Annotated in this window: 11 protein-coding genes; all 11 read right to left on the bottom strand. The window is 56.0% G+C overall.

Annotated elements, in window-relative coordinates:
• Positions 1 to 71 precede the first annotated feature (71 nt).
• The 11 genes from thrP to wecB all read right to left on the bottom strand — a co-directional run bounded on the left by thrP (position 72) and on the right by wecB (position 12,261).
• On the bottom strand, positions 72 to 1,457 hold the full coding sequence (gene thrP / locus HV213_RS28440; RefSeq protein ID WP_181484159.1) for a bifunctional threonine/serine APC transporter ThrP: 1,386 nt from the start codon (positions 1,455 to 1,457) through the stop codon (positions 72 to 74).
• Between the two features lie 241 nt (positions 1,458 to 1,698).
• Positions 1,699 to 2,439, bottom strand: a complete 741-nt coding sequence (wecG, locus tag HV213_RS28445; RefSeq protein WP_181484160.1) for a lipopolysaccharide N-acetylmannosaminouronosyltransferase — start codon at positions 2,437 to 2,439, stop codon at positions 1,699 to 1,701.
• A gap of 11 nt (positions 2,440 to 2,450) precedes the next feature.
• On the bottom strand, positions 2,451 to 3,797 hold the full coding sequence (gene wzyE, locus HV213_RS28450) for an ECA oligosaccharide polymerase (RefSeq protein ID WP_181484161.1): 1,347 nt from the start codon (positions 3,795 to 3,797) through the stop codon (positions 2,451 to 2,453).
• A complete protein-coding gene (locus HV213_RS28455; protein ID WP_181484162.1) occupies positions 3,794 to 4,873 on the bottom strand; it encodes a TDP-N-acetylfucosamine:lipid II N-acetylfucosaminyltransferase in 1,080 nt (359 codons plus the stop codon). Before HV213_RS28455 ends, wzyE begins: the two co-directional genes overlap by 4 nt.
• Positions 4,870 to 6,120, bottom strand: coding sequence for a lipid III flippase WzxE (wzxE, locus tag HV213_RS28460; RefSeq protein WP_181484163.1), 1,251 nt, complete (start codon positions 6,118 to 6,120; stop codon positions 4,870 to 4,872). Before wzxE ends, HV213_RS28455 begins: the two co-directional genes overlap by 4 nt.
• Position 6,121: 1 nt before the next feature.
• Positions 6,122 to 7,252: a dTDP-4-amino-4,6-dideoxygalactose transaminase gene (gene rffA / locus HV213_RS28465; protein ID WP_181486518.1), complete on the bottom strand. Its 1,131-nt coding sequence runs from the start codon at positions 7,250 to 7,252 to the stop codon at positions 6,122 to 6,124.
• A gap of 4 nt (positions 7,253 to 7,256) precedes the next feature.
• Complete coding sequence (gene rffC / locus HV213_RS28470) at positions 7,257 to 7,931, bottom strand: dTDP-4-amino-4,6-dideoxy-D-galactose acyltransferase (RefSeq protein WP_181484164.1); 675 nt, start codon at positions 7,929 to 7,931, stop codon at positions 7,257 to 7,259.
• Entirely contained in the window at positions 7,909 to 8,790 is an 882-nt protein-coding gene (gene rfbA, locus HV213_RS28475; protein WP_181484165.1) for a glucose-1-phosphate thymidylyltransferase RfbA, read from the bottom strand. Before rfbA ends, rffC begins: the two co-directional genes overlap by 23 nt.
• 17 nt (positions 8,791 to 8,807) lie before the next feature.
• A complete protein-coding gene (gene rffG, locus HV213_RS28480) occupies positions 8,808 to 9,875 on the bottom strand; it encodes a dTDP-glucose 4,6-dehydratase (protein WP_181484166.1) in 1,068 nt (355 codons plus the stop codon).
• Positions 9,872 to 11,134: a UDP-N-acetyl-D-mannosamine dehydrogenase gene (gene wecC, locus HV213_RS28485; protein ID WP_181484167.1), complete on the bottom strand. Its 1,263-nt coding sequence runs from the start codon at positions 11,132 to 11,134 to the stop codon at positions 9,872 to 9,874. The genes rffG and wecC overlap by 4 nt, the downstream gene beginning before the upstream one ends.
• The gene (gene wecB / locus HV213_RS28490; protein ID WP_112216131.1) at positions 11,131 to 12,261 is read right to left on the bottom strand and encodes a non-hydrolyzing UDP-N-acetylglucosamine 2-epimerase; all 1,131 of its coding nucleotides are present in this window, start codon (positions 12,259 to 12,261) and stop codon (positions 11,131 to 11,133) included. The genes wecC and wecB overlap by 4 nt, the downstream gene beginning before the upstream one ends.
• Between the last annotated feature and the right edge of the window lie 24 nt (positions 12,262 to 12,285).

Here is a 12,285-nt window from a genome sequence, read left to right on the forward strand (position 1 = left end):
CTTCCTACCCCGCTGTCTAGTGCCTTTTTAAAGAAAATTACCGTTTGCTCATGCTTTGTGCATTTTGTCGCTTATTCCGCCACATTATCAACGTTTCCACGTCGTCCGAGGCCAAAAACCTTATAAATGAGCGTGACAGCCGCCAGAAAAATAATCCCGACGAAGAGCGACATGCGGGTATCGTCATTAAATCCCATACCTATCAGCACGCAAATAAGGAACGCCATCGTTAAATAGTTCGCCCAAGGGAACAGCAGAGAGCGGAACGGATGGCTGGCCATCGCTTCTTTATGCACAAGGCGAAAACGCAGTTGGCTAATCAGAATCACAAACCACGGCACCATACCCGGCAGCACGCTGGCGCTGTAGACATAGACGAAGACCCGCTGTGGATTAGGGATGACATAGTTCAGGCAAGAACCAACTAACAAAATCAGTATCGACAGCGCAACACCCACCGCCGGCACGCCATTACGCGAGACTTTAGCGATCGCCGCAGGCAACTGGTGATTTCTTGCCAGCGCATAAAGCATACGCCCGCAGCTGTACATACCGCTGTTACAGCCGGAAAGCGCCGCCGTCAGCACCACAAAGTTAATAATCCCCGCCGCCGCGGTAATGCCGATTTTGGCAAAGGTCAGCACAAACGGACTGCCGTTGGAGCCAATCTGATCCCACGGGAAAATAGTCACAATAACGAAAATCGCACCGACGTAGAAAATCAGGATACGCCACAGCACCTTCCCTACCGCGCTGCGCAGAGTAACCTGCGGGTTCTTAGCTTCACCGGCGGTAATACCGATAAGTTCAACGCCCTGGTAGGAGGCGACCACAATGCACAGCGCCGTCAGGAAGCCCTTCCAGCCGCCAGCAAAAAAGCCGCCATGCTCGGTCAGATTACCAAAGCCAATGGAGTGTCCGCCGTTGCCAAAGCCAAAGAAAATGACGCCCAGCCCAACCACAATCATCACGATAATGGTGGTGACTTTAATCATCGCGAACCAGAATTCGATTTCACCATATAGCCGCACCGCCGCCAGGTTCGCCAGCGCCACCAGCCCAACGGCAATCAGCGCTGGTATCCACTGCGCCATATCCGGGAACCAAAACTGGACGTAAACCCCGATAGCGGTAATTTCCGATATCCCGACCGCCATCCACATAAACCAGTAGGACCAGGCGGTGAGATAGCCGAAAAACGGACTCATATAGCGATGTGCGTAAACGGCGAACGAGCCGGTTACCGGTTCGAGGAACAGCATTTCGCCCATCGAACGCATGATAAAGAAGACAAACAATCCCGCGATAATGTACGCCAGCAGGACCGAAGGCCCAGCCCACTTCAGCGTACTTGCCGCTCCCATAAATAAACCCACGCCAATCGTGCCACCAAGGGCGATTAGCTCAATATGCCGCGCCTCCAGCCCACGCTGAAGTTCCGCTTTTTTCTCAGTCATATAGCCTCTTGTGTTTGCCCTGCTCCGGATTTATTGCACTCCAAACGAAGGTGTATATATCCCGGTTATTTTTATGAATAAATAAAATGGAAAGCCCTGCCTGAGCGACGGCAAGACCTGCCCGTCGCGTATTAAGCATGCGAATGGTTAATGAATTTTATGGAAATGGCAAATAAAGTATCAGGCGAGTGAATACATTACACAGAATACCCAGGTAAACTCGCCAGAACGTAGTGGAATGTCAAAGCTTATCGGTGTAATGCCAGCGTAAATAGCGTAGCAGGCGGGCCTGTCTTTTTATCCGGCTCGGCTGCGACACCAGGCGATAAAACCATTCCAGCCCAAGGTCCTGCCAGAATTTTGGTGCCCGCTGTACGTGACCAGTAAAGACATCGTAGGTCCCGCCGACACCCATATACAGCGCCTGCGGATAAACATTCCGGCAATCGCGCATCAGGATCTCCTGACGCGGCGAGCCCATCGCCACGGTGACGATTTTCGCCCCACTCTCGCGAATGCGTTCAAACAGCGCCTGACGTTGATCGGCGGCGAAATAGCCGTCCTGGCTACCGACGATATTCACGTTCCAGCGCTGGCGAAGCTGCCGCTCGGTTTGCGCCAACACTTCCGGCTTGCCGCCAATCAGAAACACCGGCGTTCCCTGAACGCCAGCGCGCTCCATCAGCGCTTCCCATAAATCGGCTCCGGCCACGCGCGATACCTGTGCCTGAGGATATTTTTTACGTAATGAGCGCACCACGCTGATGCCATCAGCATATTTAAATTCTGCGGCTTCAATCAGCGCCCGAACCTCGGGGTTGTCTTCTACCGCCAGCATCTTCTCTGCATTAATTGCAACCAGCGTCCCCTTGCGGAGCTCGCCATCGCCGTACAGATAATCCAGAGCGTGTTGCATATCGCGCCAACCAATGAGTTGCAAGCCTCTCAGCAGATACAACGGCGCGGATGTAGTCCCAGTCATGTACACCCTTATCAGACTTGAGGTTGCGTCAGCGGTTTAACCCGCTTATGAATCAGTCCTACGCTATCCAGGAACCAGTACAGCAGCTTTGCCGCCAGCAAGCAGAGACCAAAGATAACAAGGAAAAAAACCACGCGAGAGCCGAATGAATCCAGCCCTTCGCGCGCCAGCACGATCATATTGAAGATAGCGCCGAAACAAAAACTGTGCAGGATCGCCGCTTTATAGCGGTTCGTCTCCCGGTTGCCAAGCTCGTACAGCCAGTCAAACCATTTAATGATTAGCCCAACCGCCACCGCGCCCAGCGGTACAAACCAGACGCCGCCCATCACCACCAGTGAGCCAATCAGGGTCGGCGAAATAGCCAGGCCAGAATGGTTATTCAGCACTTCCCAGGTGAAATAGTTAGCGGTATTGAGCACCATTGTCGGACGACCGTGCCACAACCAACTGGGGATAAAGACGTAAAAATCGCGAATGATCGGTGCCAGGCCCTGGAACTCAATCTTGTCGTAGTTTTGCAGCAACAAAGCCAGATTTTCCCACGGCGAGAAGGTATCGCGGGTCAGATAGAGGAAAGTATAAAACGCCTCGTCACCGCTCACGTTCATGCCATAGCGCTTGAGCGCCAGCCAGAACATACCGACGATACCCATCACGCCCGCCGCCGCCAGCATCCACAAACTAATCCAGCCGCGAATAATGCCGATAAACAGGAAAATGGCAAAAGCGATGATGATGTTCGCACGGGTGCCGCCGACGATAGCGTAGGTCAGCAGGCCAAACGCGACGGTGCTGACGAGGAAAAAAATCCACGCCTTATAATCCTGACGCAGAAAATAGACCACCAGCATCGCCGGAATGAAAAAGTAGAAAAAGCGTTTTAGCGCCACGCCGGAGACTTCGCTGGAGAAGATCTGGCTATAGGAGTTGAGCCGGAATAACAGGAAGCCGTTATGCGCAAAAAAGATCCCGACGCAAAGCAGGGCCAGGCCCAGCAGAATCACCCAGGTCAGATGGGTCTCCACGCGATTCATGGTAAACAATGGGCGATGCTGATGACTCTGGGTCGCCGGGCGCAACCGCGTTTTATAGGTGACGTAGTAAACCGCGTAAAAACAGACTGCGACCAGCAGGGTTTGCAGCAGAATTTCCGGCGGGGCCACCGCCACATCGAAACGGAACACCAGAATGCTGGTCAACGGGAAGCCGAAGAAAAAGGTCAGCAAGAACAGCAACGAGAAAAAGACGTTGAAGTTGAAACGTACGCGGCGAAATTCAAAGTAAGTCGCGGTGGCGATAAATAGCGTCGACAGCAGCCAGACCAGCAGCAGCCCGCTAAATTGCATTAATGTCATGCGCCCTCCCCCGCGGCAATCCGCAACGCTCGTTGCCAGCCCGTCAGGTAATTTGGACGAAAGAAGGCAATCTGATTTTTATCCACACTGGCCAGTTGCCGCTGCGCTTCACGTACAACGCCCACATCCAGCGTATCGCCGGTAAAGAGTACCGGAATATGCTGCTCTGACATATCCTGCCAGAAGGGATTCTCCCGATTCAGTACGCAGGGGATCCCCGCCTGAATCAGCAGGCACAGCGTACCGATACCCTGCTGGCGGGCAAACAGGAAGTAGCCGAGATCGCAGCGGCGCAGCAGGGCAAGGTAATCATCGAACGCTAACTTGTCACCCAGCACCTGAAGATGCTGCTGGCTAAACAGCACCGCGCCAGCCTTGCGAACTTCGTTGATGTAGTCGCTATTATTGGCCGGATAGCCCATCGGAACGACAACGTTGACCGTATCGCCAAACTGCTGGTGAATCGCGCGCAACGCCGCAATATGTTCATTGCTGCGATCGCCGGAATTGCCCACCAGAATAGTCAGCGTCTCGCCGCGCGGGGCGCTATCCGCCAGAGAATTCAGCGCCGGGTCCATGCGGGTCGGGAAGTAGAGCAATTCACCGGGCACGCGCGCATGACGAGCAGCAAACCAGCTCAGGTCGCCTCGGGTGGCAAATACTCGCCCTACTCGCCCCTGTGCCATACGCCGTAGTGGATAAAACAGGCGAAACTTCAGGCTGGCGGAATTCTCATACAGATCCGCACCCCAGATATGCCAGTTAAACTGCGCAGGGCGGATCCCACCGCTGAGCAACGCCAGCCACAGCCCGGTATTGAACTGGCCATGAAAGAAAAAGCGCTGCTGCCGGTTGGCCTTTGCCAGCACAATAACCGCCTGTGCCAGCGACTTTTTCCCTGCAAAGCAGGTGATGGATAGCGCGGGATACGCTTCGCGAATTCCTGTCGCATCACCGACGACCATAAACGAACGAGCCTGCTCGTCATCGACGGCCAGCTCGTCATTAAAGAACCGCAGAACGGTCTGGTTATGGTGGGGGATATCCGATCCCAATACATGTATCAGTGCTGTCATACCCGTTTACGCCAAAGTAAAAACACGCCGCTACAGAGAGCGAAATAAACAATATAAGTAGCCATATACGCCTGCGCCGCGCCGATTGCGCCGTGCGCCGGGATAAGCCAGTGCGAGAATGCGGTCAACAGCGTGAACTGGCTGATTTCCGTCAGAATATAAAAACGCAGCGAGGCCCTGGCGATCACCAGATAGCCATAAACATACGCCCCAACCTTCAGCACATCGCCTACCAGTTGCCAGGCGAAGAGATCGCGCATCGCCGTAAAGCGGTCGGAAAAAAGTAGCCAGATGGCGAAGTCGCGCAGCAACCACACGGTTAAGCTCGCGGCCGCCACCGCCGGGAGGACAAATTTCAGCGATTTGCCAATCTCACGGGTGATGTCCGCTTTGGCAGTCAGGCGAGAGAGTGTAGGCAGCAGGTACACGCTAAACGAAGCGGTAATAAACTGCAAATAGGCGTCGGAAATGCTGCTGACGCCTTGCCAGATCCCCACCGCCTCCCAGCCATAATGGGCCGCCAGTAGGTTACGCATCATCACGTAGGCGACCGGCAGCGTCACCGAGGTGATCAGCGCCATCAGGGTAAACTTCGACAGCTGTCCCGCCAGGCCATTGTCCCAGCGCGGACGCAAGGCGCTCAGCGGAATATTGCCGCGTCGCCACAGCACGATAGCCGCCGGAACCACCACCAGAGCAGGCACCAGTGCCAGACCGAGCAATGCGCCCTGATAGCCGCCGAAACGATAGCAGGCATAGTATGCCGCCACGCCAATCAGGCTCCCGGCGATCAGCGACAGCGCGTTGCCCGCCGCATCGCGAAAACCTTTCATCAGCGCTAACAGGAAGTTCGCCCAGGCAATTCCCATCTGCACTAGCGCCACCAGGCGGACCATGTTTTGGTATTGCTGATGACCAAATAGTCCCTGGCTTATCGGCGCAGCCGCCAGCAGAAAAATCAGTGCCAGCAGAGTTGAAAAACCGAGCACCATCGCCGAAGAGGTACCAACGACTTTATTCAGCTGCTGGCGATCGTCATGATGCTGAGCCACCAGCTTAGTCACGCCGTTAAAGATCCCGGCGCCAGCCAGCACGCCAAGTACGGTCACCAGTTGGCGGAAGTTACCCGCCTGACCCACCCCTGCCGGGCCGAACGATACCGCCAGCAGTTTAACTACCAGCAGTCCCGCTCCGATTTTGACCAACGTGGACGCGGCGGTCCACAGAGAAGCTTTAGCCAGCGACATATCAGGAAAAATAGCTCAGCAGCGAGTTAATCACCGTACGCTGGTTTACCGCCGACAAATTGTAGAATAACGGCAGGCGCAGCAGGCGCTCGCTCTCCTGGGTGGTATAACGATCCGCACCGTGGAACACACCGAAGTTCTCCCCCGCCGGGCAGCTATGCAGTGGAATATAGTGGAACACTGCCAGAATCTCCGCTTCTTTCAGCCAGGCGATCAGCTTGCTGCGATCGTCAATATCGCGCAGCTTGATATAAAACATATGCGCGTTTTGCCCGCAATCTGCCGGGATAGTCGGCAGGTCAATGCGATCGGCACGCGCCAGCGGCAACAGCGCGTCATAGTAGCTCTGCCATAGCGTCAGGCGCTGCTGGTTAATCCGCTCCGCCGCTTCCAGCTGTGCCCACAGGTAGGCCGCCTGTAGATCGGACATCAGGTAGCTGGAGCCAATATCGCGCCAGGTGTATTTATCCACCAGACCACGGAAGAACTGGCTGCGGTTGGTGCCTTTTTCGCGAATGATCTCCGCACGCTCCACCAGCTTACGATCGTTAATCAGCGTCGCGCCGCCTTCGCCGCCCGCGGTGTAGTTTTTGGTTTCATGGAAGCTGAAGCAGCCGATATGACCAATGGTGCCGAGCGCCCGCCCCTTATAGGTAGACATCACGCCCTGGGCGGCATCTTCCACCACAAACAGGTCGTGTTTATTGGCGATGGCCATAATGGTGTCCATCTCGCAGGCCACGCCCGCATAGTGGACCGGCACAATCGCCCGGGTTTTTTCGGTAATTGCCGCTTCAATCAGCGTTTCATCGATATTCATGGTATCGCGACGAATATCGACAAAGACGATTTTCGCTCCGCGCAGTACGAAGGCGTTGGCGGTGGAGACGAAGGTGTAGCTCGGCATAATCACTTCATCGCCCGGCTGGATATCCAGCAGCAGCGCGGCCATCTCTAATGAGGCCGTGCAGGACGGCGTCAACAACGCTTTTACCGTGCCGAAGCGCTGCTCCATCCACTGCTGGCAGCGGCGGGTAAAACCGCCATCGCCGCACAGCTTACCGCTGCCCATTGCGGACTGCATATAATCAAGTTCGGTTCCCACCACCGGCGGCGCGTTAAATGGAATCATCATTTCACCTGTATAACCAGTACGCGGTGCTTTCCACATTCGCACCGCTAAGAATGTAACGTTTAAGCGCGGCGGTGTTGCCCATCTGGGTCGCCACCCGCAATGTAGTCAGTTCACGCTGCGCGGCCCAGTGCCGTGCCGCCTGCATCAGTTCCGCTCCGGCTCCGCGTCCGGCTAACAGGCCAATCCTTGCCTCGCATTCGTTGAGCTGGCGCAGAGAGACAAACGCGCGGATATCGCCATCGGGCGCGCGAAAAATCAGGCACTGGTGATCGAAAGTCCCCCGCACCGCGTTTTCAATCCACTGGGCGTAAAAACGACCGCTGGCATCGGCTGCGTACCAGGGGGCGCGAAAACGGCTCTGAGCAAAGGCCAGCGCCGCCAGCTCGCGCAGCCGAGGAATATCCGCCTCTGTCGCCAGCTCAGCTCCGACATCGTCAGAGGTAGTCAGCGCAAGCGCAAGATCGACCTCCCCCTCCACCAGCCGGAAGCCTAATGCCTGCAGCGCATCCAGGCGGGCGGTATCATCCGCCGCGACTTTCGCCTGCACCCGCGACCATCCGGACAACGCTTGCGCCGTCAGCGGCGGCGCGTCAGTGCCAAAACGCAAAATAGCGCTGTTGACGCCGAAGAAGCGGTTTTCCCAATCCAGGGGATCAATACTGGCGCGGGCGGGCACGGAGAAGATCCAGTAAATATTGGCCGTAGCCGGTTTTTTCCAGTTGCTTCGCCGCGCGTTTGACGCCGTCGTCGTCCAGCCAACCGTTACGCCAGGCGATCTCCTCCAGACAGGCAATTTTGAAACCCTGGCGTTTTTCAACGGTTTGTACAAACATGCTGGCTTCAATCAGGCTGTCGTGCGTGCCGGTATCCAGCCAGGCAAAACCACGGCCCAGCAGCTCCACCGTCAATGCGCCATCGTCGAGGTACATTTGATTGATAGAAGTAATCTCCAGCTCGCCGCGCGCCGAGGGTTTAACCTTTTTCGCGTACTCCGTCACTTTACCGTCGTAGAAATAGAGGCCGGTCACCGCCCAGTTGGATTTGGGCTGCTTTGGCTTCTCTTCCAGCGAGATTGCACGAAAATCGTCATCAAACTCCACCACGCCAAAGCGTTCAAGATCCATGACCTGATAGCCGAACACCGTCGCCCCGGTTGTGCGGGCCGCTACGCTGCGCAGCTTCGGACTAAAACCCTGACCGAAAAAGATGTTGTCGCCCAGCACCAGGCATGAGGGTTCGCCGTTGAGGAACTCCTCGCCGATGATAAACGCCTGCGCTAATCCATCCGGGCTAGGCTGGGCGGCATAGCTTAACTGCACGCCGAACTCCGAGCCATCGCCAAGCAGGCGCTGAAAATCGTGCTGGTCATCCGGCGTGGTGATAATCAGGACTTCGCGGATCCCGGCCAGCATCAGCACCGAGAGCGGGTAGTAGATCATCGGCTTGTCGTAGATGGGTAGCAGCTGCTTTGAGACGCCGCGCGTGATCGGATGCAGGCGGGTACCAGAACCGCCTGCCAGGATAATACCTTTCATTTTTCCCCCTCAAGCACTCAGGCTTGCAGCCCCAGGCGTTCGCCTTGATAACTGCCATCCAGCACCTGCTGCCACCAGGCTTCATTGGCCAGGTACCACTGAACGGTTTTGCGCATCCCGCTGGTAAACGTTTCGTCCGGCGTCCAGCTCAGCTCACGCTCAATTTTCGTCGCATCGATGGCGTAGCGCAGATCGTGTCCAGGACGGTCAGCAACGAAGGTGATGAGATCGCGATAGCGCCCCAGGCCATTCGGTTTGTGCGGCGCTAGCTCCTCCAGCAGATCGCAAATGGTTTCCACCACCTCGATATTCTTCCGTTCGTTATGGCCGCCGATATTGTAAGTTTCGCCCGGCTCACCGCTCGTCGCCACCCGATACAGCGCCCTGGCGTGATCTTCCACATACAGCCAGTCGCGAATCTGCTGCCCGTTGCCATAAACCGGCAGCGGCTTGCCAGCCAGCGCGTTGAGGATGGTCAGCGGAATGAGTTTTTCCGGGAAATGATACGGGCCGTAGTTATTCGAACAGTTGGTGACCAGCGTCGGCAGGCCATAGGTGCGCTGCCAGGCGCGCACCAAATGGTCGCTGCTGGCCTTCGAAGCCGAATAGGGGCTGCTTGGCGCATAAGGCGTGGTTTCGATAAAAAAGGCGTTGCTATCATGCAGATCGCCATAGACCTCATCCGTCGAGATGTGGTGGAAGCGAAAGGCCGATTTTTGGCCATCCTTGAGCCCATTCCAGTAAGCCCGCGTCGCTTCCAGCAGCGTATAGGTACCGACGATATTGGTTTCAATAAACGCCGCTGGACCATCGATTGAGCGGTCAACGTGGCTTTCGGCGGCCAGGTGCATCACGATATCGGGCTGATGATGGCTAAATACTCGATCCAGCTCCGCTCGATCGCAGATATCCACCTGCTCAAAGGCAAAGCGAGCATCTTGAGCAACAGGAGCCAGTGACATCAGATTCCCGGCGTAGGTCAGCTTATCAACGACCACCACGTTATCGGCGGTCTCAGTGATAATTTCGCGTACCACCGCCGAACCGATAAACCCGGCTCCGCCGGTGACCAGAATCGTTCTCACCGCCAGACCCCTTTGGTATCGACGATAAACTGCTGGCTGACGCTATCTCCGCTAATTGCTTTAAACTCATTATGATCGACCAACATCACCAGCACATCGGCGTTCGCTAGCGCGTCGTCCAGTTGCGCCAGAGTGCACAGACCGTCGAGCTTCTGCGGCAATTGATGAATATTCGGTTCAACAACCAACGTCTCGCCGCCATGCCAGCGGGCGATTTGCACGGCAATCGCCATAGCCGGACTTTCACGCAGGTCATCGATATTGGGTTTAAATGCGAGGCCGAAGCAGGCTATTTTCAGCTCGCTGGCGCGCTTATTGCTGGCCGCGAGGCAGTCGGCAACCCTCGCTTTAACCTGGTCGATCACCCATTCTGGTTTATGGTCGTTCACCTCGCGCGCGGTGCGGATAAGCCGCGCCTGCTGTGGGTTCTGCGCCACGATAAACCACGGGTCGACCGCGATGCAGTGGCCGCCAACGCCCGGACCGGGCTGAAGAATATTGACGCGCGGATGGCGATTTGCCAGGCGAATCAGTTCCCAGACGTTAATCCCCTGATCGGCGCAAATCAGCGAGAGTTCATTGGCAAACGCAATATTGACGTCGCGGAAGCTGTTTTCGGTCAGCTTGCACATCTCGGCGGTACGCGAGTTGGTCACCACGCATTCCCCTTCGAGGAAAATTTTATACAGATCGCTCGCGCGGGCGGAGCAAACTGGGGACATTCCACCGATCACGCGATCGTTCTTAATCAGCTCAACCATGACCTGTCCCGGCAGTACGCGCTCCGGGCAGTAGGCGATATTCACATCCGCCGCTTCGCCGACCTGCTGCGGGAAGCTCAGATCAGGGCGCATTTCCGCCAGCCAGCCTGCCATCAGCTCGGTTGAGCCGACAGGGGAAGTGGATTCGAGGATCACCAGTGAGCCTTTCTTCAGCGTCGGCGCGATAGATTTGGCCGCCGATTCAACGAAAACCATATCCGGCTCATGCAGGTCTTTAAACGGCGTCGGTACCGCAATCAGGTAAGCGTCGGCTTCCACCGGCGCGGTGGTTGCACTCAGATAACCCTGCTCGACCGCCGTTTTGACGACGCTCGCCAGATCCGGCTCCACGATATGAATTTCACCACGGTTAATGGTCTCCACGGCATGTTGATTGATATCAACGCCGACCACCCGCTTTTGCCGGGAGGCGAAGGCGGCTGCAGTTGGCAGGCCAATATACCCAAGGCCAATTACCGAAATGGTAGAAAAGCTCATAGCGTTACCTGATTATTTTTAAGTGCGGACAAAATACGATGACACGCTTGTCCATCGCCGTACGGGTTATGCGCCCGGCTCATGGCTTGATACGCGGACTCATCTTGCAGTAAGCGCGTGACCTCATCGACGATGCGCTGGCTGTCAGTACCCACCAGGCGCACGGTGCCAGCGCTGACAGCTTCCGGGCGCTCAGTCATTTCACGCATCACCAGCACCGGCTTGCCAAGCGACGGCGCTTCCTCCTGAATACCGCCGGAGTCGGTGAGAATCAGCCATGCGCGATTCATCAACCAGACAAACGGCAGATAGTCCTGCGGCTCAATCAGCATGACGTTATCAACATGGCCGAGAATGCGGTTAACCGGTTCGCTGACGTTCGGGTTCAGATGAACCGGGTAAACAATTTGTACGTCCGGGTTATTAGCAGCAATTTCCGCCAGCGCATGGCAGATTTGCTCAAAACCGCGACCGAAGCTCTCCCGACGATGCCCGGTAACCAGGATCATCTTCTTGCCATTGCCAAGGAAGGAATAGCGCTCGGTCAGTTCACTGCTTAACGCTTCGTTGCTCAACACGCGATCGCGTACCCAGAACAATGCATCAATCACCGTGTTACCCGTGACCGTAATTTGAGCATCCGCAATGTTCTCCTGCAGCAGGTTCTGTCGCGAGGTTTCCGTCGGCGCAAAATGGTACGTCGCCAGCCGTCCGGTTAACGTGCGGTTCCCCTCTTCCGGCCACGGAGAGTTCAAATCGCCCGTGCGCAACCCTGCTTCGACATGACCCACCGGGATACGTTGATAGAAAGCCGCCAGGCTCGCCGCCATCGTGGTGGTAGTGTCGCCATGCACCAGCACGACGTCCGGTTTGAATGACTCCAGCACCGGCTTTAATCCCTCAAGGATGCGGCAGGTAATCTCCGTCAGCCCCTGACCCGGCTGCATAATATTGAGGTCATAATCCGGAACAATAGAAAAAAGTTTCAACACCTGATCGAGCATCTCCCGATGCTGCGCGGTCACGCAAACTTTCGCCTCAAAATGAGGATCCCTTGCCAGCGCATGTACCAGAGGCGCCATCTTGATGGCTTCTGGTCTCGTGCCAAATACGGTTAGTACTTTCACATCGATTCTCTTCGATTAGGTGAT

It is taken from the genome of Klebsiella sp. RHBSTW-00484, from assembly GCF_013705725.1.
In the GTDB taxonomy this organism is placed as follows: Bacteria; Pseudomonadota; Gammaproteobacteria; order Enterobacterales; family Enterobacteriaceae; genus Klebsiella.